The organism is Symbiopectobacterium purcellii (assembly GCF_052050035.1).
GTDB lineage: Bacteria > Pseudomonadota > Gammaproteobacteria > Enterobacterales > Enterobacteriaceae > Symbiopectobacterium > Symbiopectobacterium purcellii_A.
In genome coordinates this window covers 1,996,299-2,020,214 of the sequence record NZ_CP189882.1, presented here as the reverse complement: position 1 = coordinate 2,020,214, position 23,916 = coordinate 1,996,299, and the positions used below count along the sequence as shown (strand labels likewise).

At 49.3% G+C, this 23,916-nt stretch carries 20 protein-coding genes, 2 tRNA genes, 3 rRNA genes and 9 pseudogenes; 10 read left to right on the top strand and 24 right to left on the bottom strand.

Annotated elements, in window-relative coordinates:
- Positions 1-2 precede the first annotated feature (2 nt).
- On the top strand, positions 3-422 hold the full coding sequence (locus tag ACQGXV_RS14755) for a tail fiber assembly protein (RefSeq protein WP_440866760.1): 420 nt from the start codon (positions 3-5) through the stop codon (positions 420-422).
- On the opposite strand, the gene ACQGXV_RS14750 is transcribed toward ACQGXV_RS14755, so the two are convergent.
- The 22 genes and pseudogenes from ACQGXV_RS14750 to ACQGXV_RS14645 all read right to left on the bottom strand — a co-directional run bounded on the left by ACQGXV_RS14750 (position 406) and on the right by ACQGXV_RS14645 (position 17,613).
- Positions 406-702: a hypothetical protein gene (locus ACQGXV_RS14750; RefSeq protein ID WP_440866759.1), complete on the bottom strand. Its 297-nt coding sequence runs from the start codon at positions 700-702 to the stop codon at positions 406-408. The genes ACQGXV_RS14755 and ACQGXV_RS14750 overlap by 17 nt on opposite strands.
- A gap of 12 nt (positions 703-714) precedes the next feature.
- On the bottom strand, positions 715-1,689 hold the full coding sequence (locus ACQGXV_RS14745) for an IS30 family transposase (protein WP_440862690.1): 975 nt from the start codon (positions 1,687-1,689) through the stop codon (positions 715-717).
- Between the two features lie 653 nt (positions 1,690-2,342).
- Entirely contained in the window at positions 2,343-2,966 is a 624-nt protein-coding gene (gene dsbA / locus ACQGXV_RS14740; protein WP_440866758.1) for a thiol:disulfide interchange protein DsbA, read from the bottom strand.
- A 23-nt stretch (positions 2,967-2,989) separates the two neighbouring features.
- Complete coding sequence (locus ACQGXV_RS14735; protein WP_440867433.1) at positions 2,990-3,976, bottom strand: serine/threonine protein kinase; 987 nt, start codon at positions 3,974-3,976, stop codon at positions 2,990-2,992.
- A gap of 171 nt (positions 3,977-4,147) precedes the next feature.
- A pseudogene (locus ACQGXV_RS14730) lies at positions 4,148-4,405 on the bottom strand (YihD family protein); the annotation flags it as partial.
- Positions 4,406-4,427: 22 nt separating this feature from the next.
- Positions 4,428-4,730: pseudogene (locus ACQGXV_RS14725) on the bottom strand (integrase core domain-containing protein); the annotation flags it as partial.
- 42 nt (positions 4,731-4,772) lie between these two features.
- Positions 4,773-5,306, bottom strand: coding sequence for an IS630 family transposase (locus ACQGXV_RS14720; protein ID WP_440862665.1), 534 nt, complete (start codon positions 5,304-5,306; stop codon positions 4,773-4,775).
- Positions 5,230-5,595 (bottom strand): IS630 transposase-related protein, encoded by a 366-nt coding sequence (locus ACQGXV_RS14715; RefSeq protein WP_440862584.1) that lies wholly within the window; start codon positions 5,593-5,595, stop codon positions 5,230-5,232. The genes ACQGXV_RS14720 and ACQGXV_RS14715 overlap by 77 nt, the downstream gene beginning before the upstream one ends.
- A gap of 212 nt (positions 5,596-5,807) precedes the next feature.
- Positions 5,808-5,923, bottom strand: a 5S ribosomal RNA gene (rrf, locus tag ACQGXV_RS14710).
- Between the two features lie 114 nt (positions 5,924-6,037).
- A 23S ribosomal RNA gene (locus ACQGXV_RS14705) occupies positions 6,038-8,945 on the bottom strand.
- Positions 8,946-9,117: 172 nt separating this feature from the next.
- A tRNA-Ala gene (locus ACQGXV_RS14700) sits at positions 9,118-9,193 on the bottom strand.
- Between the two features lie 103 nt (positions 9,194-9,296).
- Positions 9,297-9,373 (bottom strand) — tRNA-Ile (locus ACQGXV_RS14695).
- 75 nt (positions 9,374-9,448) lie between these two features.
- A 16S ribosomal RNA gene (locus tag ACQGXV_RS14690) occupies positions 9,449-10,990 on the bottom strand.
- The 16S, 23S and 5S rRNA genes sit together here with 2 tRNA genes alongside, the layout of an rRNA operon.
- A 414-nt stretch (positions 10,991-11,404) precedes the next feature.
- A complete protein-coding gene (gene hemG / locus ACQGXV_RS14685) occupies positions 11,405-11,944 on the bottom strand; it encodes a menaquinone-dependent protoporphyrinogen IX dehydrogenase (RefSeq protein WP_440866757.1) in 540 nt (179 codons plus the stop codon).
- Positions 11,945-11,975: 31 nt separating this feature from the next.
- Complete coding sequence (trkH, locus tag ACQGXV_RS14680) at positions 11,976-13,427, bottom strand: Trk system potassium transporter TrkH (protein ID WP_440866756.1); 1,452 nt, start codon at positions 13,425-13,427, stop codon at positions 11,976-11,978.
- A 44-nt stretch (positions 13,428-13,471) separates the two neighbouring features.
- A complete protein-coding gene (locus ACQGXV_RS14675; RefSeq protein ID WP_440866755.1) occupies positions 13,472-14,080 on the bottom strand; it encodes an IMPACT family protein in 609 nt (202 codons plus the stop codon).
- Entirely contained in the window at positions 14,080-15,411 is a 1,332-nt protein-coding gene (pepQ, locus tag ACQGXV_RS14670; protein ID WP_440866754.1) for a Xaa-Pro dipeptidase, read from the bottom strand. The genes ACQGXV_RS14675 and pepQ overlap by 1 nt, the downstream gene beginning before the upstream one ends.
- Before the next feature lie 181 nt (positions 15,412-15,592).
- Positions 15,593-15,685, bottom strand: a complete 93-nt coding sequence (locus ACQGXV_RS14665) for a hypothetical protein (RefSeq protein WP_440867432.1) — start codon at positions 15,683-15,685, stop codon at positions 15,593-15,595.
- A 25-nt stretch (positions 15,686-15,710) separates the two neighbouring features.
- Positions 15,711-16,244 (bottom strand): IS630 family transposase, encoded by a 534-nt coding sequence (locus tag ACQGXV_RS14660; protein WP_440862665.1) that lies wholly within the window; start codon positions 16,242-16,244, stop codon positions 15,711-15,713.
- Complete coding sequence (locus ACQGXV_RS14655) at positions 16,168-16,533, bottom strand: IS630 transposase-related protein (protein ID WP_440862584.1); 366 nt, start codon at positions 16,531-16,533, stop codon at positions 16,168-16,170. Before ACQGXV_RS14655 ends, ACQGXV_RS14660 begins: the two co-directional genes overlap by 77 nt.
- A 28-nt stretch (positions 16,534-16,561) precedes the next feature.
- Entirely contained in the window at positions 16,562-17,338 is a 777-nt protein-coding gene (locus ACQGXV_RS14650) for an IS3 family transposase (protein ID WP_440866753.1), read from the bottom strand.
- Positions 17,335-17,613, bottom strand: coding sequence for a transposase (locus ACQGXV_RS14645; protein ID WP_440863524.1), 279 nt, complete (start codon positions 17,611-17,613; stop codon positions 17,335-17,337). Before ACQGXV_RS14645 ends, ACQGXV_RS14650 begins: the two co-directional genes overlap by 4 nt.
- Before the next feature lie 257 nt (positions 17,614-17,870).
- On the opposite strand from ACQGXV_RS14645, the gene ACQGXV_RS14640 reads away from it, so the two are divergent.
- Both ACQGXV_RS14640 and ACQGXV_RS14635 read left to right on the top strand, forming a co-directional pair.
- On the top strand, positions 17,871-18,059 hold the full coding sequence (locus tag ACQGXV_RS14640) for a hypothetical protein (protein ID WP_440864326.1): 189 nt from the start codon (positions 17,871-17,873) through the stop codon (positions 18,057-18,059).
- 49 nt (positions 18,060-18,108) lie between these two features.
- Positions 18,109-18,279: pseudogene (locus ACQGXV_RS14635) on the top strand (IS256 family transposase); the annotation flags it as partial.
- A gap of 42 nt (positions 18,280-18,321) precedes the next feature.
- Here the strand turns inward: ACQGXV_RS14635 and ACQGXV_RS14630 are convergent.
- A pseudogene (locus ACQGXV_RS14630) lies at positions 18,322-18,894 on the bottom strand (IS256 family transposase); the annotation flags it as partial.
- 33 nt (positions 18,895-18,927) lie between these two features.
- Between ACQGXV_RS14630 and ACQGXV_RS14625 the strand changes: the two are divergent.
- From ACQGXV_RS14625 to ACQGXV_RS14610, 4 genes and pseudogenes are all read left to right on the top strand, one after another.
- Entirely contained in the window at positions 18,928-19,293 is a 366-nt protein-coding gene (locus ACQGXV_RS14625) for an IS630 transposase-related protein (protein ID WP_440862584.1), read from the top strand.
- Positions 19,217-19,750 carry an IS630 family transposase gene (locus ACQGXV_RS14620; RefSeq protein WP_440862665.1) on the top strand — a complete coding sequence of 178 codons (534 nt, stop codon included), beginning with the start codon at positions 19,217-19,219 and terminating at the stop codon, positions 19,748-19,750. Before ACQGXV_RS14625 ends, ACQGXV_RS14620 begins: the two co-directional genes overlap by 77 nt.
- Positions 19,751-19,773: 23 nt before the next feature.
- A pseudogene (locus ACQGXV_RS14615) lies at positions 19,774-20,097 on the top strand (transposase); the annotation flags it as partial.
- 189 nt (positions 20,098-20,286) lie between these two features.
- Positions 20,287-20,550: pseudogene (locus ACQGXV_RS14610) on the top strand (IS5/IS1182 family transposase); the annotation flags it as partial.
- 131 nt (positions 20,551-20,681) lie between these two features.
- On the opposite strand, the pseudogene ACQGXV_RS14605 reads toward ACQGXV_RS14610, so the two are convergent.
- Positions 20,682-20,962: pseudogene (locus ACQGXV_RS14605) on the bottom strand (transposase); the annotation flags it as partial.
- 72 nt (positions 20,963-21,034) lie between these two features.
- Here ACQGXV_RS14605 and ACQGXV_RS14600 point away from each other — a divergent pair.
- The 3 genes and pseudogenes from ACQGXV_RS14600 to ACQGXV_RS14590 all read left to right on the top strand — a co-directional run.
- Positions 21,035-21,985 (top strand): annotated as a pseudogene (locus ACQGXV_RS14600) (IS256 family transposase); the annotation flags it as partial.
- On the top strand, positions 21,963-22,751 hold the full coding sequence (locus tag ACQGXV_RS14595; protein ID WP_440866752.1) for a transposase family protein: 789 nt from the start codon (positions 21,963-21,965) through the stop codon (positions 22,749-22,751). The pseudogene ACQGXV_RS14600 and the gene ACQGXV_RS14595, both read left to right, overlap by 23 nt.
- Positions 22,752-22,803: 52 nt before the next feature.
- Positions 22,804-23,911 (top strand): annotated as a pseudogene (locus ACQGXV_RS14590) (L-talarate/galactarate dehydratase); the annotation flags it as partial.
- Between the last annotated feature and the right edge of the window lie 5 nt (positions 23,912-23,916).

Here is a 23,916-nt window from a genome sequence, read left to right as displayed (position 1 = left end):
ACGTGGAGGATAATCGCGGCCAGACAGTTTACAGTACCGAAGCACGGCAGGAACAGATTGTCACCCAATTCGGCGAACTGCCGGATAACCTCACGTTACTGAAACCACAAACCGAATTTGATGTGTGGAACGGGAAAAAATGGGTGACAGACACGCAAGCCCAGCAAGCGGCTGAATCACGAGCTGCGCAGCAGGAGGCACAACAGGCGTTAACCTCACGTCTTACCGTGGCGAATACGCGTATTCAGCCACTTCAGGATGCGGTAGACCTCGATATGGCCACGGAGACAGAAAGGGCGCAACTTGTTGCGTGGAAGAAATACCGCGTGCTGCTTAATCGGCTGAATATAAGCAAAGCGGCGGATATAAACTGGCCTGAGCCGCCGGACGCGGAAAAGGCGGGGATTAATGCCCGTGGTTGAACAGGGAAGCCAGTTCATCATCGGACAGGCCGGTATAGCGCTTGATGGCTGATTTTCCTACACCATCAGCAAGAAGTTGCCTTGCAATTTTGAGCGAGGCGCTATGCTCGCCTTCTTGGCGACCTTCTTGGCGACCTTCTTGGCGACCTTCTTGGCGACCTTCTTGGCGACCTTCTTGGCGACCGAGTTGTACGCCTTCATGAACACCATCCTGTCGGCCTAACTGGTAGCCTTCCTGCTTGCCCTTCTGGATGGCCCATTCCCAGTCGAAACGCAACAAAACGGTAGGGCATTATGCCGCCTGTAAGTGCGTTAAAAATACCTCATTTGGAGAACGATAACCCAGCGATTTTCGGCCTCGCGTATTGAGCAGGTGTTCGAGTGCTGCAACCTTGCGATGGGTGACATAATTGAAGTCCGTTCCCTTCGGGTAAAAACGCCGTATCAGCCCGTTGGTATGCTCATTCAACCCGCGTTCCCAGGAATGATATGGCCGGGCAAAGTAGACCGGTGCCCCCGTGACTTTTGTAATTTCCCCGTGCTGGGAAAATTCAGAACCGTTGTCAGCAGTCAGGGTTTTAAACTCGCAGAAGGTATTGGCAACGATGTCCCTGAAGGCCGCTACCACTGTCTCTGCTCGCTTGTTGGGCAGTTTGCGAATGATGACCAGCTTGACGGCTTTATCGACCACCGTCAGCAGGAATGATTTCTGATCTTTGCCAAAGATGGTGTCAATCTCGAAATGCCCGGGTTCCTGCTTGAGGTCAGCAACGGCCGGCCGCTGCTCAATGCCAACACGGTTGGGAATAGGACCGCGTTTGTTCTCATCGGTCTGATAGTTATACCGTTTACCCCGATGAGGGAGCTGCTGATACAGCTCACCGCCGGCCCGGCGCTCCTGCTGGATATAGCGATAGAGCGAGTTCTTGCTGACGGACAGGCCAAATTCCAGGACCAGGCGCCCACTGATGACCTCAGGTGAGGTGTGGGTAGACAGCGCCGTTCTGATAAAGTCCTGAATGTGCGGTTCAAGCTGGTTAATCACGCTGTCCGGCCGTGTTTTCTGCCGCCGCCCTCTGGCCAACGTTTCGGCCCTTCTGCAGGAATAGACCCCGTTGAAAGCGGCGTCGGTATTGCGTCTGAGTTCCCTGCTGATGGTAGAACGAGGAAGCTCCAGTTCCCGGGCGATGGTGGCCTGGTTAACCCCATCACCACGCCGCTTTTCGATGTAGAACCGTTCTTTGTGAGTCAGATGTTTTCCCTGCATGCAACGGGATCTCCAGTAGGGCCAGAACGGTGATTTTATCCGACTCTGGCCAGTGGGTCATTTTGTTGCATTTCGACTGGGAATGGGGCGTATACCTTGCTCAGGTTACGGTATGCCATCGAAATCCCCCTCCCTCAAGTCTGTCAAATTTGGGCGATTCTGGCGTAGTCGGCAAGTCGAAATGGACGGTAACGTATTGATAAAAATGTCGTGTATTGTCGTGCTTTGTTGTGTTTTGTCGCCTATTTTTTGAGCGACAAATTAAGTTAATATATTGATATTTATGGTTTTTATGTTCTTTTTCCCTGCTATGCATGCCATAGCTCACAGCAAGAGACGAACGTTAACGCATAAAAAACCGCAAATCTGCCACATGCAAAGCAAAAGCACTGTGGATAACTTTGTGCATAGAAAGAGAAAATGAGAATGATACTGATGTCATATCAAAAAGTGATTCACATATTATGGATTTTTTTCAGCAAGATAAAAAAATGTTTCCGGTGAATACCAGTAATACAAAAAACATATTTTTTGTGGATAGATATTAGTTAAACACTAATTAAACGTCACTGGGGCGAAACTGTCGTAGAGGATAAAGGATATATTATGGGGTATAACTGCGCCGATTATCAGGCGCAGTTATACGACAAGCGCTATTTTTTCTCGATGAGGAATTTCACAACATCGGCATATTGCTTCACATAGGCATCCATCGAGCTGGTATCCAAACCATCGCTTTTCACCATATATTTGCCATTAACAAACATGGCTGGCACACCGCGCAATTGCAAATCAGCGGCTGCTTTTTCTTGCTGAGCAACCAGCGACTTAACCACGAAGCTATTCAATGCAGCGTCATAATCTTCAGCTTTAACACCCGCCGCCACAAACACCTTACGAATATCATCTGTGGTTTTCAGCGTTTGGCTTTTTTGCACCGCATCAAACATTAACGGGGTGACTTTATCTTCTACACCCAAAGCGATAGCAACAGCCCAGGCTTGCGTCAGCTCTTTGCCCAAAGAACCGAGGAAATCGACGTGGTAACGCGTAATTTTCGTATCCGCTGGCAGCACTTTACTGGCAGCTTCAGGAATATGGTAAACCTCAGCAAACTGATAGCAATGTGGGCAATAGAAGGAGAAAAACTCCAGCACTTGAGGTAATTGAGGTACCGGTTTATTCACTTCAACGTACTGTTTGCCATCAGAAAAACCTGCCGCTGATGCACCGAAAGCCAACATGAGGCCCAATAATGCCGCAAATACACTCTTCATATAACACGTCTCTCCGTTAAACATCAGTACATGGACAATAGCTGTAAAGGAGGCTCCTGTAACAGCTTAACCTGTTCAGTAAATATTGCTGTTTGCCTGAACCAGAAATCATCATCTTTTATCCAGGGAAAGCTCGGGGGAAATGCCGGATCTTCCCAACGGCGAATAATCCACGCTAAATAATGCACCATTCGCATCGCACGTAGCGGCTCAATTAACGCCAGCTCTTTCTCCTGAAACGTCATAAACTCACTATAGGCTTCCAGCAGAATATCGAGCTGAATTCTCTGTTCCTGACGCTCGCCATGAAGCAACATCCACAAATCCTGCACTGCGGGTCCGTTGCGGGCATCATCTAAATCGACAAATAGTGGGCCGTCGCGCCAGAGAATATTTCCAGGGTGGCAATCGCCATGCAATCGGAGAAAGGAAGCATCCAATGTCCAATAGCGTTTTACCATTTCGATAAGTTGCTGGGTAGACTGCAAAAAGGAATCTCGGCACACGGCAGGAATACGTTGCGTTTGCGTCAATAACTGATACGGCTTGTCGAGATATTCCTCAACCCCGATGGTAGGACGAGCAAGAAAAAGCGCTTTTTGCCCCTTCTGATGCCAACGCCCCAGAAAACGGCCAACGCCTTCCAATTGATCGTCATTATCCATTTCATATTGCCGCCCCCCAACGCTTGGGAAAACGGCAAAATAAAAACCCTCATAACAATGCAGGGTTTGACCATTGAGTTTCAAAGGTGCAACGACCGGCACCTCATCATCTACCAATGCGAGGGCGAAATCGTGTTCTTCCTGAATCTGCGCCTGCGTCCACCGTTCAGGACGGTAGAATTTAACGACAAAACGGTGCCGGTCTTCATCCATAAATTGATAAACCCGGTTTTCATAGCTGTTGAGCGCCGTCAAACCGGAATCAACCCGAATACCTACCGCGAAAAGTGCATCGAGGATCAGCGAGGGAAACAGCATCTGAAAATTAAACACTGGACTTTGCATAGCCGTCATCATTACTCGCAATAGGAATCAAAATAAGCGCGGAAAAGCAGTGCCTGTTGATAAAGGCATCAGTCCTTGATATAGCCAACCGACTTAAAAATGATTACAGCCGATGCCCTGATATGTGGCAAAGAAGCATAGCTGGCTGTTATCAAAATAATGTCGCTTAGCTATAACACCCCGGGCACGCAGCAGTGCTGTTTTGAAATCTTCCTCATAGTCCTTTTTCAAGCCAGGAATGACCTGCTCTTTATCCGAGTCACGCATTTTCAAATGGTAGATCAGGATATCATCTGTCAGCTCACTTAGCTGCCCCTGGAACCCCGCCTCCTGTGCAAGTTTTTGTAAAAATTGGACCAGATTCAGGTCCGGATCTTTTTGCCAGGCAGGATGCAGTAATTCGACCAACTCGTTAACGGTGCGTGTCAAGGTAGTTGTCGCCCCAGTTGATTCATACGGCCTGTTTTTCCCGTTCCGGATTTAGCCACACTTCGTCCTGCCGCTCCCAGTTTCTTGTTGGCCCTGACCAACGATGCGGGTTCTGCATTTTTGCTGCCTCATACACCGATTTTCGCTTTACCAGCAACTGGCTGTCTTCGCCTCTGTGCCGCTGGCCCGGCGTGACATACCGGATACCGCTATGGCGATGTTCCTCGTTGTACCAGCCGACGAAGGTTTCCACCCAGGCTCGCGCATCTTCCAGCGTTGCAAAGCCTTTTTCAGACCATGCAGGCACGTATTTCTGCATCCTGAAGCCCCACTCCTGATGATATATAGCCAAGCGACTTAATTTTGATTACACCATATGGACTGAGAACAAACTCTCTGTATCGCAACCCATCTCTCTTTTTTTGCTTTTTGCTTGTGCCCATTTATGCTCAATTGGGTTAAGATCTGGCGAATATGTAGGCAAATACTCCACCATATACCCTGCATCGATGATGACTTGTTGAATATTATGTTTTTTGTGAAAAGTGGCATTGTCCATCATGATTACACTGTTTTTAGGGAGTACTGGGATAAGGACTTGTGTGACCCAGGCATAGAAAACATCGCTGTTAATATTGATATCAAATAATCCGATAGCAAACAGCGTTGTGCCTAATAAAGCGCCGATAACATTTGTTCTTCCCCTAGCTCCCCAGTTCTTCAGGCCAAAACACCGTTGACCTTTTGGGGAATAGCCGTGAGTCCGTGGGGCATCGTGTGAAAAACCACTTTCATCAATAAAAACAATAGGTTTACCTTCTTTTTCATACTGTTGTTTTTTTTGTTGAAATCCCTGCCGGGCGTTTTCGTCGGCTTTCGGATGACGTAGAGTTTTTTTTATAGGTCAATCCCAGCTTTTTAAGCGCTTGCCAAATGGCCTTCTGACAAACGCCAAAACGCTCTGCACGTTCTTTTTGGTAAGCATCTGGATATTGTTCAACATCTTTTATCAACTCGGATTTATCGATCTTTCGCTGACGCGTGGTCGATGCTTTTGACTCTATTTGATTAATCCAACGCGATACAGAGGCAGGGCCAATCCGAAATTGCTTCGCTGTTTCTCGGATACTCAACCCTTCGTTTTTCCGTGTAGATATCACTTTACGTCTAAAATCAATTGAATAGCTCATTTAAATAATGTAATCAAAATTAAGTCGTTTAGCTATAACAGCCAGCTATGCTTCTTTGCCGCATATCAGGGCATAGGATGTAATCATTTTTAAGTCGGTTGGCTATAAAACCCTATGGTGCCAAAAATTACGCACAGCAAAAAGGGCTGTCCTTTCGGACAGCCCCTTCACTACTTCTCATCATCAGACACCGTCTGATAATAGACATAAAAGCCTGGCAGTTCCCTACTCTCACATGGGGAAGCCCCACACTACCATCGGCGCTACGGCGTTTCACTTCTGAGTTCGGCATGGGGTCAGGTGGGACCACCGCGCTATCGCCGCCAGGCATATTCTGTTTCATCTCACCCGCCCTTTCGAGCCAGCAAGACCAATCTGTCAACAAGCTGAACTTCACGAGTTCTGATTCTCTACACCAACACCAAAACATCTTCGGCGTTGTAAGGTTAAGCCTCACAGGTCATTAGTACTGGTTAGCTCAATGCATCGCTGCACTTACACACCCAGCCTATCTACGTCGTCGTCTTCAACGGCCTTTCAGCGTCCTCTAGGGACAAGGGAGAACTCATCTCGGGGCAAGTTTCGTGCTTAGATGCTTTCAGCACTTATCTCTTCCGCACGTAGCTACCGGGCAATGCCATTGGCATGACAACCCGAACACCAGTGGTGCGTTCACTCCGGTCCTCTCGTACTAGGAGCAACCCCCCTCAATTCTCCAACGCCCACGGCAGATAGGGACCGAACTGTCTCACGACGTTCTAAACCCAGCTCGCGTACCACTTTAAATGGCGAACAGCCATACCCTTGGGACCTACTTCAGCCCCAGGATGTGATGAGCCGACATCGAGGTGCCAAACACCGCCGTCGATATGAACTCTTGGGCGGTATCAGCCTGTTATCCCCGGAGTACCTTTTATCCGTTGAGCGATGGCCCTTCCATTCAGAACCACCGGATCACTAAGACCTACTTTCGTACCTGCTCGAGCCGTCACTCTCGCAGTCAAGCTAGCTTATGCCTTTGCACTAACCTCCTGATGTCCGACCAGGATTAGCTAACCTTCGTGCTCCTCCGTTACTCTTTGGGAGGAGACCGCCCCAGTCAAACTACCCACCAGACACTGTCCCCAGCCCAGATTATGGGCCCAGGTTAGAACATCAAACATTAAAGGGTGGTATTTCAAGGTTGGCTCCATGCAGACTGGCGTCCACACTTCAAAGCCTCCCACCTATCCTACACATCAAGGCTCAAGGTTCAGTGTCAAGCTATAGTAAAGGTTCACGGGGTCTTTCCGTCTTGCCGCGGGTACACTGCATCTTCACAGCGAGTTCAATTTCACTGAGTCTCGGGTGGAGACAGCCTGGCCATCATTACGCCATTCGTGCAGGTCGGAACTTACCCGACAAGGAATTTCGCTACCTTAGGACCGTTATAGTTACGGCCGCCGTTTACTGGGGCTTCGATCAAGAGCTTCTCCTTACGGATAACCCCATCAGTTAACCTTCCAGCACCGGGCAGGCGTCACACCGTATACGTCCACTTTCGTGTTTGCACAGTGCTGTGTTTTTATTAAACAGTTGCAGCCAGCTGGTATCTGCGACTGCGCAAAGCTCGGAGAGCAAGTCTCTTCACCTCGCACAGCGTGCCTTCTCCCGAAGTTACGGCACCATTTTGCCTAGTTCCTTCACCCGAGTTCTCTCAAGCGCCTTGGTATTCTCTACCTGACCACCTGTGTCGGTTTGGGGTACGATTCAATGTTACCTGATGCTTAGAGGCTTTTCCTGGAAGCTGGGCATCTGTCACTTCAGTACCGTAGTACCTCGTCATCACGCCTCAGTGTTAATAGCGACCCGGATTTACCAAAGTCACCCACCTACACGCTTAAACCGGGACAACCGTCGCCCGGATGACATAGCCTTCTCCGTCCCCCCTTCGCAGTAACACCAAGTACAGGAATATTAACCTGTTTCCCATCGACTACGCCTTTCGGCCTCGCCTTAGGGGTCGACTCACCCTGCCCCGATTAACGTTGGACAGGAACCCTTGGTCTTCCGGCGAGCGGGCTTTTCACCCGCTTTATCGTTACTTATGTCAGCATTCGCACTTCTGATACCTCCAGCAAACCTCACAGTTCACCTTCAACGGCTTACAGAACGCTCCCCTACCCAACAACGCCTAAGCGTCGCTGCCGCAGCTTCGGTGCATGGTTTAGCCCCGTTACATCTTCCGCGCAGGCCGACTCGACCAGTGAGCTATTACGCTTTCTTTAAATGATGGCTGCTTCTAAGCCAACATCCTGGCTGTCTATGCCTTCCCACATCGTTTCCCACTTAACCATGACTTTGGGACCTTAGCTGGCGGTCTGGGTTGTTTCCCTCTTCACGACGAACGTTAGCACCCGCCGTGTGTCTCCCGTGATAACATTCTTCGGTATTTGTAGTTTGCATCGGGTTGGTAAGTCGGGATGACCCCCTAGCCGAAACAGTGCTCTACCCCCGAAGATGAATTCACGAGGCGCTACCTAAATAGCTTTCGGGGAGAACCAGCTATCTCCCGGTTTGATTGGCCTTTCACCCCCAGCCACAAGTCATCCGCTAATTTTTCAACATTAGTCGGTTCGGTCCTCCAGTTAGTGTTACCCAACCTTCAACCTGCCCATGGCTAGATCACCGGGTTTCGGGTCTATACCCTGCAACTTAACGCCCAGTTAAGACTCGGTTTCCCTACGGCTCCCCTATACGGTTAACCTTGCTACAGAATATAAGTCGCTGACCCATTATACAAAAGGTACGCAGTCACACCCATAAAGAGTGCTCCCACTGCTTGTACGTACACGGTTTCAGGTTCTATTTCACTCCCCTCGCCGGGGTTCTTTTCGCCTTTCCCTCACGGTACTGGTTCACTATCGGTCAGTCAGGAGTATTTAGCCTTGGAGGATGGGCCCCCCATATTCAGACAGGATGTCACGTGTCCCGCCCTACTCATCGAGCTCACAACCTGTGCATCTTCGTGTACGGGACTATCACCCTTTACTGTGCGACTTTCCAGACGCTTCCACTGACACACAAGCTGATTCAGACTCTGGGCTTTTCCCCGTTCGCTCGCCGCTACTGGGGGAATCTCGGTTGATTTCTTTTCCTCGGGGTACTGAGATGTTTCAGTTCCCCCGGTTCGCCTCATGCCACTATGTATTCATGACATGATAGTGCAACGAATTGCACTGGGTTTCCCCATTCGGGTATCGTCGGTTGTAACGCTTCATATCAGCTTACCGACGCTTTTCGCAGATTAGCACGCCCTTCATCGCCTCTGACTGCCTAGGCATCCACCGTGTACGCTTATTCACTTAACCTCACAACCCGAAAATGTTTCGGGTGTGAAAGCTTGAGAGAATCACAATATTGGTAGTGAGCCAATATTGCTCGTTTTAATTTTCAGCTTGTTCCAGATTGTTAAAGAGCAAAATACTTCGCAGCATACTGTCAAACAGTACACTCTGAAGTATTGGGTATCGAGACGGTAAATGGTGGAGCTATGCGGGATCGAACCGCAGACCTCCTGCGTGCAAAGCAGGCGCTCTCCCAGCTGAGCTATAGCCCCATCGAATGTTAGACCTTTGCCAAGTCGTTTTTGAGCAAGGCGTGGAATGACGACGCATACACCAGTATGCGAGTTGTTTCACAACGCAGCACAAGAACGATTTTGGTAGGCCTGAGTGGACTTGAACCACCGACCTCACCCTTATCAGGGGTGCGCTCTAACCACCTGAGCTACAAGCCTATAAGGTCTTCTAACCGCTCGATTTCTTTCATCAGACAATCTGTGTGAACACTTCACAGAATCAGTATCATTAGGTAAGGAGGTGATCCAACCGCAGGTTCCCCTACGGTTACCTTGTTACGACTTCACCCCAGTCATGAATCACAAAGTGGTAAGCGCCCTCCCGAAGGTTAAGCTACCTACTTCTTTTGCAACCCACTCCCATGGTGTGACGGGCGGTGTGTACAAGGCCCGGGAACGTATTCACCGTAGCATTCTGATCTACGATTACTAGCGATTCCGACTTCATGGAGTCGAGTTGCAGACTCCAATCCGGACTACGACGTACTTTATGAGGTTCGCTTGCTCTCGCGAGGTCGCTTCTCTTTGTATACGCCATTGTAGCACGTGTGTAGCCCTACTCGTAAGGGCCATGATGACTTGACGTCATCCCCACCTTCCTCCAGTTTATCACTGGCAGTCTCCTTTGAGTTCCCGACCGAACCGCTGGCAACAAAGGATAAGGGTTGCGCTCGTTGCGGGACTTAACCCAACATTTCACAACACGAGCTGACGACAGCCATGCAGCACCTGTCTCAGAGTTCCCGAAGGCACCAAGGCATCTCTGCCAAGTTCTCTGGATGTCAAGAGTAGGTAAGGTTCTTCGCGTTGCATCGAATTAAACCACATGCTCCACCGCTTGTGCGGGCCCCCGTCAATTCATTTGAGTTTTAACCTTGCGGCCGTACTCCCCAGGCGGTCGATTTAACGCGTTAGCTCCGGAAGCCACGCCTCAAGGGCACAACCTCCAAATCGACATCGTTTACAGCGTGGACTACCAGGGTATCTAATCCTGTTTGCTCCCCACGCTTTCGCACCTGAGCGTCAGTCTTCGTCCAGGGGGCCGCCTTCGCCACCGGTATTCCTCCAGATCTCTACGCATTTCACCGCTACACCTGGAATTCTACCCCCCTCTACGAGACTCTAGCTTGCCAGTTTTGAATGCAGTTCCCAGGTTAAGCCCGGGGATTTCACATCCAACTTAACAAACCGCCTGCGTGCGCTTTACGCCCAGTCATTCCGATTAACGCTTGCACCCTCCGTATTACCGCGGCTGCTGGCACGGAGTTAGCCGGTGCTTCTTCTGCGAGTAACGTCAATCAGCAAGGTTATTAACCTTACTGCCTTCCTCCTCGCTGAAAGTGCTTTACAACCCGAAGGCCTTCTTCACACACGCGGCATGGCTGCATCAGGCTTGCGCCCATTGTGCAATATTCCCCACTGCTGCCTCCCGTAGGAGTCTGGACCGTGTCTCAGTTCCAGTGTGGCTGGTCATCCTCTCAGACCAGCTAGGGATCGTCGCCTAGGTGAGCCATTACCCCACCTACTAGCTAATCCCATCTGGGCACATCTGATGGCGTGAGGCCCGAAGGTCCCCCACTTTGGTCTTGCGACGTTATGCGGTATTAGCTACCGTTTCCAGTAGTTATCCCCCTCCATCAGGCAGTTTCCCAGACATTACTCACCCGTCCGCCGCTCGTCACCCAAAGAGCAAGCTCTCCTGTGCTACCGCTCGACTTGCATGTGTTAGGCCTGCCGCCAGCGTTCAATCTGAGCCATGATCAAACTCTTCAATTTAAAGTTTGATTTGCTTCTGCAAGAGAAGCGATGCTCAAAGAATTATTACTGTTAGTTCGTAATGAATTAACTGTTGTTCACTCTTCAAGACTTTTATTTTTTAAGCCCGTAGGCTTTACGATAAAGTCCTGTGAGTGCCCACACAGATTGTCTGATTAATTGTTAAAGAGCGTTGCCACATCTACCGTGGCGCGGGAGGCGTAATACTACGCTGCACCGCTGAAAAGTCAACGTTAATTTTTCAATTTCGCGTTCGGCTTTCCTGTTTTACTTCTTACTGTTACCACAACTGCGTGTCGCTGTTGCCGTGTCAGTGGAGGCGCAGTATAGACACTTCTCGCGCCCTGACAAGGGCTAATTTCAATTTTATTTCTGAGTGCGTGTTTTTTCGGCGGAGCGTACTAAACATCAGCGTTAAACGCGTTTTTTTGCACCAAGCTGAGCAAATTCATACGCAAAATGCTCAACCTGTTGCCAATCGGTGTATTCAATCTCTTTAATGCTGTCCGTCTCACCACCGGTCATTCGCATAATAAGCTGAATCATCACCCGGTCGAGCCAGCCATAGCGCGGATAGCGCAGTGCACCGGCGAACACACCGCACAAGGCTGGCTGCCACGGGGAACGCAGCAAAAACTTCCTGGTATAGGGATTGGTTTGTGCCGTACGCTTTTCTGGCTTACGCGCAGTCAGATTCACAGAGAAGAACGCATTTGGCAGACGCTGCAATTCCCCCAGGTGCTGCTTAATAAAAGCATAAACCTCCGGCTGGAAATGACCGTAACGTACCGAAGCACCGATCAGAATGCGATCGTAATGCGCAGGTTCGATGCTGTCAGCGGCCGTGATGTTCACCACATCGCACTCGACCTTCCCCTTTAGCACTGTCGCGATATAAGAGGCGATAGCCTTGGTTTGACCATCCTTACTGGAAAAAAGTATCAACGCTTTCATAGGACATGGCTCTTTGGCTTTTTGTTTTAAGTTATGCGCGCCAGAACGTAGGCGTAAACAACACCAGCAAGGTAAACACCTCAAGACGCCCGAACAGCATGGTTGAAATCAGAATCCATTTCGCTGCGTCATTCATGGTGGTGAAGTTATCGGCCACAACACCCAATCCCGGCCCCAGATTGTTTAACGTCGCCGTGACAGCGGCAAATGCAGAAAAATCATCCACACCGGTGGCTATAACCGCCAGCATGCTGACAATAAATACCAATGCATAGGCGGAGAAAAAACCCCATACCGCTTCGAGGATCCGCTCCGGTAACGCACGACGTCCAAGTTTGATGGTATAGACCGCATTAGGGTGTACCAATCGTTTGAGCTCGCGGTGTCCTTGCAAGAACAACAGCAGGATGCGAATCACTTTTAACCCGCCGCCCGTCGAACCCGCGCATCCACCGATAAAGGCAGAGCACAGCAGTAAAACAGGCAGGAATAGCGGCCAGGCGGCAAAGCTGCTGGTGGTAAACCCCGCAGTAGTCGCCATCGATACCACCTGGAAAAACGCCTGATTCAACGTCTGGATACCGCTGTCGTAAACATTATGGAACCACAGCACCAGCGTGCACACCGCCACCAGCGACATCTGAACAAAGATGAACATGCGAAATTCCGTATCGCGCCCGTACACTTTGAGGCTTCTGCCGCTCAACATGGCAAAGTGCAAGCCGTAATTACAGCCGGAAATCAGCAGAAACACCGCGATGATGGTATTGATGGTGGCGTTGTTGAAATAACCGATGCTGGCATCATGGGTCGAAAAGCCGCCGATGGCAATGGTGGAAAAGCTGTGTCCGATAGCATCAAACAGTGACATTCCCGCCAACCAGAGTGCTAGCGCACAGGCCACGGTAAGCAGCACATAGATCATCCATAACGTTTTCGCGGTCTCCGCGATACGAGGCCGCATTTTATTATCTTTCAACGGCCCCGGCATCTCAGCGCGGTAGAGCTGCATGCCCCCAACGCCGAGGATAGGCAGAATCGCTACCGCCAATACGATGATCCCCATCCCGCCGAACCACTGCAACATCTGCCGGTAAAACAGAATGGCTTTTGGCAAATAATCCAACCCGACCAGCGTGGTCGCGCCCGTGGTGGTTAAGCCGGAGAACGATTCGAAAAAGGCGTCGGTCACGCTGAGGTTTGGATGTTCAGAGAAGATAAAGGGCAATGCCCCTACGCTACCCAGTACGGTCCAAAACAGCACCACAATCAAGAAACCTTCGCGCGAGGCCAACTCATGCTTGTATTTACGATTGGGGAACCAGAGCGCGCTGCCGATAAACAGGGCCACCAGAAAGGTTTGCGTGAATGCCCGCCCTGCGCCGTCACGATAAATCAGAGCAACCAGGCCAGGGATAAACATGGTCCCAGAAAACAGAATAACCAGTAACCCTACAATGCGGGTAATGGCGCGCAGGTGCATGGAGAAACATCCTTAACGAGTCATCAAACAGCGCTGAATTATTATCATATAATGGATATTTGCAACGTTCCCCTGCTTATATCGCGCAAACGGCGCACCGTCTCGTGATAAGCACTATCAGGGATCGCCACCTGCAACGTCACTTCTGCACCATAATCGCAGTGATTCACTTCACCGCCCATTTGCCGAATCAACGCGCTAGCGGGCGCATGTAAGGTATAGTCGCATTGTAGTCGATACGCCGTGCGCAGCACTTTTTCCAGCGTTTCCACGTGCTTCAATGCTTGCTGGACACCACCGCCATACGCCTTGACCAATCCCCCGGTACCTAACGGAATGTCGCCATAGTAACGCACCGAGACAGCGGTTATCTCACCGATTCCGCTCCCCATCAACTGCGCCAGCATGGGTTTTCCCGCCGTTCCAGAGGGCTCACCATCATCCGAAAAGCCAAGCTGTTGCGAATCATCCTGAGCCCCGGCAACAAAGGCCCAGCAGTGGTGCCCGGCATCGGAATACCGCTCGCGCACCTGTTGCACATAGGCCTTGGCCGCCGCCACGCCGTCAGTCGGTGCCAACAGCGTGATAAAGCGGCTCTTCTTAATCTCTTCGCTGACGCTGACTTCACTCGCAGGAATCTTATAGCGTTGCATCAGGCGAGATTCAGATCCCGCGTCATGTTTTCAACGCGTTTCTCATGGAACACAATATTGTCTTCGATGCGAATCCCACCAAACAGTTTCAACATGTCGATCTTTTTCCAATCAATATGCTGGCTGTATTGCCCACTGCGCCACGGCGCAAGCAACGATTCGATAAAATAGAAACCCGGCTCAATGGTCAGCACCATACGGGGTTGCATAACACGCGTGCAGCGCAGGTAGGGATGGGCGTCTGGCGCTGCCAGATGCGTGCCGCGTTCGTCCTGCATGAAACCGCCCACATCGTGCACCTGCAAACCCAGCGGATGGCCCAATCCGTGTGGCAAAAAGACCCCGGTCAACCCGATCGCTACCATCGCTTCTTCACTTATCCCCTGCACCAGGTGATGACGGTGCAGCAGTTTTGCCACGCGCTGATGCATCTGGATATGGTAGTCGGTATAACGCACGCCAACTCGCATAGACTCAATCAGCGCCTGCTGCTCCTGATTCAAATCCTTGATGAGATGCGCAAACAGGTGATCGCTTTGCGCGGCGTAGGTACGGGTCAAATCGGCAACATAGCCATGATATTCCGCACCGGCGTCAATCAGGAAACTGCGGACCTCTGACGGTACCCGCTTTTCAAGCTGGGTATAGTGCAGCACCGCGGAGTGCTCATTGAGCGCGACGATATTGTCATACGGCACATCGGTATCCCGATTACCTGTCGCGGTCAAATAGGCCTGATTGATATCAAATTCGCTCATGCCGGACAGAAAAGCTTCATGCGCGGCACGGTGCCCGACCACCGCCGTTTTCTGCGCCTCACGCATACAGAACAGTTCATAGTCGGTTTTATAGGCCCGATGGTAGTGCAGATAATCGAGCACGGCTTTCGGGTTGATATGCTGCGGGGCAATACCCAGAGACAGCGCACGCGCAGGCACATAGCCAATATAAGCCACACGCTCGCGCGCCGCTGGCAGCAGCGCACCAATCTCGTCCGCGTTACGCAGCACATTCACATCGATGTCTTTGGTCCAGAAGCTCTCCGGCAAGGGCGCAACGTTATGCCAGTAATCAACCGGAGAATAGAACCACAGTCGGGGTTTGTTAACCCCATCCACCCACAGCCAACAATGGGCCACGTGGGTCACCGGAACCCAGGCTTTGAACTGGGGGTTAACCTTGAAGGGATATTCCTGATCGTCCAGAAAACGCGTCAGGGGCTCCCCGGAATGAATTAACACCGCATCAAGCTGATGCTGCGTCAGTACGTTTTGCGCGTGCTGTTGCATCGTCGCCAGATGCTGGTGGAACAAAGATGCCAGCTTTTCCATGAAGATCCTCATTAACCACAGCAATGATAGGCTCAGTGTATCACAGTGATCGCAGGAGGGTAGCGGCGAGCGCTTTGTGATCGAAATGGCAAACAATTAATCTTTTATTTGCATTTATTTAACATTTAACCACACTCCACCAATTTTATCTTACCAGATCAGTTTGCACTGGTCAAGTAAATCAGGACACTTTTTTCTCAGCCATTTGTTCATAACGCACCGGAGACAGATCCCCGTTAGCGGCATGATGCCTGTCTAGGTTGTAGTAGCGGATATATAGCCAAGCGACTTAATTTTGATTACACCATATGGACTGAGAACAAACTCTCTGTATCGCAACCCATCTCTCTTTTTTTGCTTTTTGCTTGTGCCCATTTATGCTCAATTGGGTTAAGATCTGGCGAATATGTAGGCAAATACTCCACCATATACCCTGCATCGATGATGACTTGTTGAATATTATGTTTTTTGTGAAAAGTGGCATTGTCCATCATGATTACACTGTTTTTAGGGAGTACTGGGATAAGGACTTGTGTGACCCAGGCATAGAAAACATCGCTGTTAATATTGATATCAAATAATCCGATAGCAAACAGCGTTGTGCCTAATAAAGCGCCGATAACATTTGTTCTTCCCCTAGCTCCCCAGTTCTTCAGGCCAAAACACCGTTGACCTTTTGGGGAATAGCCGTGAGTCCGTGGGGCATCGTGTGAAAAACCACTTTCATCAATAAAAACAATAGGTTTACCTTCTTTTTCATACTGTTGTTTTTTTTGTTGAAATCCCTGCCGGGCGTTTTCGTCGGCTTTCGGATGACGTAGAGTTTTTTTTATAGGTCAATCCCAGCTTTTTAAGCGCTTGCCAAATGGCCTTCTGACAAACGCCAAAACGCTCTGCACGTTCTTTTTGGTAAGCATCTGGATATTGTTCAACATCTTTTATCAACTCGGATTTATCGATCTTTCGCTGACGCGTGGTCGATGCTTTTGACTCTATTTGATTAATCCAACGCGATACAGAGGCAGGGCCAATCCGAAATTGCTTCGCTGTTTCTCGGATACTCAACCCTTCGTTTTTCCGTGTAGATATCACTTTACGTCTAAAATCAATTGAATAGCTCATTTAAATAATGTAATCAAAATTAAGTCGTTTAGCTATACGTCGCCACATCATGCTCCATGTAAGCCCGTGTTGGCTGGGGTACCAGCAGCAACCATTCATGTTTCAGACTGCCCCAGAAGCGCTCCATCACCGCATTATCCCAGCAGGCACCCACGTCTCCCATACTGCTCCTCAGCCTGTAGCTGCTCAGCAGCGCCTGAAAGCGTTGTCCCGTGTACTGCGCCCCCCTGTCCGTATGCACCACCAGGCCCGGCGGGGGAGTTCGCAGGGTATATGCCTTCATCAGGGCCCCGCAGACCAGCGATGAGGTCATCCGTCTGTCCACCTGCCAGCCCACTATCTGCCGGGAGTACAAATCCATAATAGCCGCCAGATACAGCCAGCCTTCACCGGTCTTCAGATACGTGATGTCACTCGCCCACACCTGATTTGGCCCCGGCGGGTTAAAATTCTGGTTCAGCAGGTTTGGGGCCACCTCTGCACCCGGGCGGGGTTTTGTCGTGACCTTATAAGTCCGGCGCTGTCGGCAGACCAGCCCCTCTTCCTGCATGAGTTTCCTCACCCGCCAGCGGCTGATTATGATGCCTTCTCCACGAAGCCTTTTGACCAGCGTCCGGCTTCCTGCTCCCTGCCTGCTGGCGGCGAACAGCGCCTTTAACCTGACACGGACCTCCACGTCTTTTTGCAGCGGTTCGGCGGGCTTTTTTCGCCATGCATACCAGGCAGAGGCCGTCACACGCATGACCCGACAGAGTGTACGAACGCTGAAGTCAGTGGCATTGTCGAGAATGAACCGGTATCTCACCACATATGTTTCGCGAAGAAGGCACTCGCCTTTTTTAGTATCTCCTTCTCTGTACGTAACTCTTTGTTTTCCTTTTGTAACCGTTTTAACTCTGCACGTTCATCATCGCTGAGTACGCCGTTGCTCTGCTCGCGTGCCAGCGAGACCCATGTATGCAGGGTTTTGTTGCTTATGCCCAGCGATGCTGCTGCCCTGGCTATCGTATAGCCCTGCTCTGTTACCAGGGCAACGGCTTCCTTTTTAAACTCAGGGGTAAATTGTCGTTTATGGTTCACTAAACACCTCCGTTTTGGATGTAAGTTTAGTGTCCTGATTATTCAACCACTACAGTTTTCTGGCTAACCGCGTAGTGGGAAAACTGTTGCCTCTGGTGAGAAAAGCCCTGGGGCAGGATAATGTGAAAAAAGCAGCGCCAGTGGCATACACAACGCTGAGTCAGGGATTACTAAACTAGTTGCTGAATAGAGACTTGCATTTTTTGTCAGGCTATTGAGAATAAAAAGAGGTTTAACTTAGAGAATAAAGGTTTGAAATGATCAACAAAGAGCGGTTGTTACGAGATAATCGTTTATGTAAAGCAATCATTGGATTATCAGTCGAAGAATTGAAAAATTTAGCCGCTGAATTTTCAGCTTGTTATTTGATTTATCGGAAAAAGAATCGAAAAGATCACGAGCGGCAGATGGGTGCAGGGCAGAAAGGATTTATCCCGAGAGTGTAAAAAGATCTGTATAAATGGCATTTTGAGGAAAACCTTCAGAGGACAAAAAATGCCTATCAGCAACGAACTTATTGACCAACTGCTTCAGGATTGCCACTCCCCTCAGGAGCTTCTGGGTGAATCAGGCCTACTCAAGGAGCTGACTAAAAGACTGGCGGAACGGGTTCTTCAAGCTGAGATGGAGATACACCTTGGGTATGCTAAGCATGACCCGGCTGGTAATAAGAGTCTGTAAAGAATTTCGTGTAAATGGCTCCATCGCTTAACCGGAAATCCGATCTCCATACATCAACATGAATTGGCTCATAGCCGGTTTCCAGTCTCTGATTGGTAGGGTCCATTTAGCCGAGATATTATGCAAGGCTAGATAGAATAATTTTAGCACCGAGTCATCCGTTGGAAATATTCGTCGCGTTTTCGTTATCTTGCGCAATGAAGCATTTAACGACTCTATCGCGTTGGTGGTGTAGATAACCTTGCGAATCTCCGGCGGAAAATCAAAAATGACGATGAGACGTTCCCAATTATTTCTCCACGATGGGCTGATCGTCGGGAACTGTTCATCCCATTTGGCCGCGAAGGCATCCAGGGCCTCTTCAGCGCCCTCTAGCGTTGCGGAACTATAGATAGTGCGGAGGTCAGCAGCAACGGCTTTACGCTCTTTCCAGCCGACGTAGCGCAGCGAGTTCCGCACCTGATGCACGATGCAGAGCTGTACCCGCGTATGCGGGTAAACAGCTTCAATGGCATCAGGAAAGCCCTTCAGGCCATCGCAGCAGGCGATGAAGATGTCCTGTAGCCCACGATTTTGCAGTTCTGTCATTACAGATATATAGCTAAACGACTTAATTTTGATTACATTATTTAAATGAGCTATTCAATTGATTTTAGACGTAAAGTGATATCTACACGGAAAAACGAAGGGTTGAGTATCCGAGAAACAGCGAAGCAATTTCGGATTGGCCCTGCCTCTGTATCGCGTTGGATTAATCAAATAGAGTCAAAAGCATCGACCACGCGTCAGCGAAAGATCGATAAATCCGAGTTGATAAAAGATGTTGAACAATATCCAGATGCTTACCAAAAAGAACGTGCAGAGCGTTTTGGCGTTTGTCAGAAGGCCATTTGGCAAGCGCTTAAAAAGCTGGGATTGACCTATAAAAAAAACTCTACGTCATCCGAAAGCCGACGAAAACGCCCGGCAGGGATTTCAACAAAAAAAACAACAGTATGAAAAAGAAGGTAAACCTATTGTTTTTATTGATGAAAGTGGTTTTTCACACGATGCCCCACGGACTCACGGCTATTCCCCAAAAGGTCAACGGTGTTTTGGCCTGAAGAACTGGGGAGCTAGGGGAAGAACAAATGTTATCGGCGCTTTATTAGGTACAACGCTGTTTGCTATCGGATTATTTGATATCAATATTAACAGCGATGTTTTCTATGCCTGGGTCACACAAGTCCTTATCCCAGTACTCCCTAAAAACAGTGTAATCATGATGGACAATGCCACTTTTCACAAAAAACATAATATTCAACAAGTCATCATCGATGCAGGGTATATGGTGGAGTATTTGCCTACATATTCGCCAGATCTTAACCCAATTGAGCATAAATGGGCACAAGCAAAAAGCAAAAAAAGAGAGATGGGTTGCGATACAGAGAGTTTGTTCTCAGTCCATATGGTGTAATCAAAATTAAGTCGCTTGGCTATACCGGTCTGAAGGTCTTTGGCGAAGCTGAATGGAAAGTCAGGCAGCATGGGGCTGACAGACGAAGAGTGTGGCGCAAGCTTCATCTGGCAGCAGACAGTGCGACGCATGAGATTATCTGTGCCGACTTATCGCTCAGCGGAACGACAGATGCGCAGGCACTGCCGGGCCTGATTAACCAAACCCACCGAAAAATCAGGGAAGTGTCAGCAGACGGTGCTTATGACGCCCGTTACTGCCACGATGCGTTGCTAAGAAAGAAAATCAGGCCCCTTATCCCGCCGCGAAGCGGAGCCAAATACTGGCCGGACAAGTACCATGAACGTGGCTTTGTTGAATAATTTAAGATACTGATTTATATAATCATTATAAAATTTCAACGACTAATTTTTCCTCTCGGAATGCTTTTTATTGTGCTAACTATTTGATTTGTCGTTCTAACAAAATACATTCTCTGTAAATGCATTCTAACTAAAGAAGATGTAAATCAAACGGTTAAATTATTCAACAAAGCCCATGAACGTAACCATGCGGTGGCGAATCAGCGTCTGAGCGGGAGTAATGATATGTGGAAAAAGAAAGTGGGTTATCACCGGCGTTCAGTGGCAGAAACAGCGATGTTCCGCATAAAAACTTTGCTGGGTGGCCATCTGAGCCTGCGTGACTATGAGGCTCAAGTAGGTGAAGCCATAGCGATGGTCAAAGCGCTGAACCGTATGACGTTGTTGGGTATGCCACACAGCGTCAGGATAGGATATAGCCAAGCGACATTATTTTGATAACAGCCAGCTATGCTTCTTTGCCGCATATCAGGGCATAGGATGTAATCATTTTTAAGTCGGTTGGCTATAACAGGTGTAGCAGAGGGAGTCATCCTGTCGGCTAATTCTGATTTATTCAACAAAGCCGTGAGTCGGACATTAAGAGCGCAGTAGCCTTTTTTAAGATGGCATTCTCCATTTCCAGTCGGTGGATTTTTTTCTTCATTTCTCTGAACTCAATTTGTTCAGGTGTTAATGGCAGACCAGGCGATGTTTTCCCTTGACGTTCTAAACGAAGGGCTCTTACCCACCGGCTAATCGCTGAAAGACTGACGTTCATGGCTTTCGCGGCTTCCTGGTAGGTATAATTTTGGTCAAGGACTAATTTGGCGGTTTCACATTTAAATTCAGCAGTAATTATTTTACTCATTTTGGCACCTATAAAAATTATGAGGTAAGCATATCACCTCTACTTAGGTGGCCAAATTCAGTATGCCACTACAACAGTACCTTCGAGCCGACACTGATCGGTAAGCACGAAAAGCAGCTTAACGGCTTCGATGACCGCATTATTTCTCTCTATTCCAGAGGGCTATCAACCCGTGATATTCAGGCTCACTTTAAAGAAGTCTACGGGGTCGATGTTTCCGCTGGCTTCATTTCTCAAGTGACCAATGCCGTGATGGATGACGTTAAGCGCTGGCAGCAACGGCCGCTGGATGCGTTTTATCCCATTGTTTACCTTGACTGTATTGTGGTCAAAAGCCAGGACGGCGGAGCCGTGACCAACAAGTCTGTTTACTTGGCTCTAGGCATCAACGGCCAGGGCGAAAAAGAGCTGCTGGGGCTATGGATAGCCAAAACCGAGGGGGCCAAGTTCTGGTTATCTGTAATGACAGAACTGAAAAATCGTGGGCTACAGGACATCTTCATCGCCTGCTGCGATGGCCTGAAGGGCTTTCATGATGCCATTGAAGCTGTTTACCCGCATACGCGGGTACAGCTCTGCATCGTGCATCAGGTGCGGAACTCGCTGCGCTACGTCGGCTGGAAAGAGCGTAAAGCCGTTGCTGCTGACCTCCGCACTATCTATAGTTCCGCAACGCTAGAGGGCGCTGAAGAGGCCCTGGATGCCTTCGCGGCCAAATGGGATGAACAGTTCCCGACGATCAGCCCATCGTGGAGAAATAATTGGGAACGTCTCATCGTCATTTTTGATTTTCCGCCGGAGATCCGCAAGGTTATCTACACCACCAACGCGATAGAGTCGTTAAATGCTTCATTGCGCAAGATAACGAAAACGCGACGAATATTTCCAACGGATGACTCGGTGCTAAAATTATTCTATCTAGCCTTGCATAATATCTCGGCTAAATGGACCCTACCAATCAGAGACTGGAAACCGGCTATGAGCCAATTCATGTTGATGTATGGAGATCGGATTTCCGGTTAAGCGATGGAGCCATTTACACGAAATTCTTTACAGACTCTTTATCCCAACCCCATTAGATAAACTGCTTTTTATTTTATTGTATTTAAAATGTTATCCGATCTATGATTTGCAAGGACTTCTTTTTGGTTTATATAGAACACGGGTATGTTGCTGGGTAAAAATATTATTGCCGGTTTTAGAGATGACCTTGGGGCGAGAATGTGTTTTGCCCGCTCGTCAAATTCGCTCTGCTGAGGAATTTTTTCGCGCCTTTCCTGGAGTTAAAGACGTCTTTATTGATGGGACAGAGCGACCTGTCCAAAAGCCTAAGAATCTGCGTCGGCGAAAAAAAATGTATTCGGGAAAGAAAAGACAGACCACTCGAAAAGGGCTTATTATGACTGACGAAACAAGGCAAATTGGATTTATCCCCATGAGCAAAAATGGGCGCCGTCACGATAAACGCTTACTCGATAAAGTCGATATAATTCGCCATATTCCTCCTGAGGTAACCATCTGGGCAGATACCGGTTTTCAAGGTATAGATAAACAGCATCCTAATACACAAATCCCAAAAAAAGGAACTCGAAAAAGACCTTTATCGCCTGAACAAAAACAAGAAAATAAAATAATCTCGGGCATCCGTATTACAGTTGAACACGCCATCGCGGGTATCAAGCGCCTCGGTTGCATGACCCAAATTTTACGGAATCGTAGACCCTTTATTGATGATACCTTCTTACTCCTTAGCGCCGGTCTTTGGAATTTCCATCTCAGAACAGCGTAAAATTTACTTCAATCACCGAAACACCCTTATTTCACTATTAAGCAACACGCTTATTGAACAGGTGAAGATCTCCTTAGCCTTTCTACCACTGGCAACGCCCGTGAGCGATGCCAAGGTGTTGACGGGGCGCCAAAAGCCATTGACGGAAGTCGCGATAATATTCGCTGAAATCCGCACGCGGGATGGCTTCGAGGGCGTAGGGTTCAGCTACTCCAAACGCGCGGGAGGTCAGGGGATTTATGCACACGCCAAAGAGATTGCCGATAATCTGCTCGGCGAAGACCCTAACGATATCGACAAGATTTATACCAAACTGCTGTGGGCCGGTGCTTCCGTCGGGCGCAGCGGTATGGCAGTACAAGCAATTTCCCCGATTGATATGGCGCTGTGGGACATGAAGGCCAAGCGCGCCAGATTACCACTGGCCAAGCTACTGGGTGCACACCGCGATTCGGTGCAATGCTATAACACCTCTCGTGGTTTCCTGCATACGCCGCTTGAGCAGGTGCTGAAAAACGTGGTGATTTCCCGCGAAAATGGCATTGGTGGCATTAAAATCAAAGTCGGCCAGCCGAATACCGCAGAGGATATTCGTCGCCTCACCGCCGTGCGTCAGGCGCTGGGCGATGACTTCCCGTTAATGGTCGATGCCAACCAGCAATGGGATCGTGAAACTGCAATCCGTATGGGCAGAAAAATGGAGGCGTTCAATCTGGTGTGGATTGAAGAACCGCTGGATGCCTATGATGTCGAGGGCCATGCGGCGCTGGCAACGGCGCTGGACACTCCGATTGCTACCGGCGAAATGCTGACCAAGTTTCCGAGAACACGAGCAGTTAATCCTCGGCAACGCCTGCGATTTCGTTCAACCAGATGCTCCGCGCGTTGGCGGCGTGACGCCGTTTCTGAAAATTATGGATCTGGCAGCTAAGCACGGTAAGAAACTGGCACCGCACTTCGCAATGGAAGTGCACCTGCACCTCGCCGCAGCCTACCCCATCGAACCCTGGCTGGAACACTTTGAATGGCTGAACCCGCTGTTTAACGAGCAGCTTGAACTGCGCGATGGTCGGATGTGGGTCTCTGACCGCCCGGGATTGGGCTTCACCATCAACGAGCAGGCACGGCGCTGGACGGTACAAGGCTGTGAATTTAAGTAATCGGT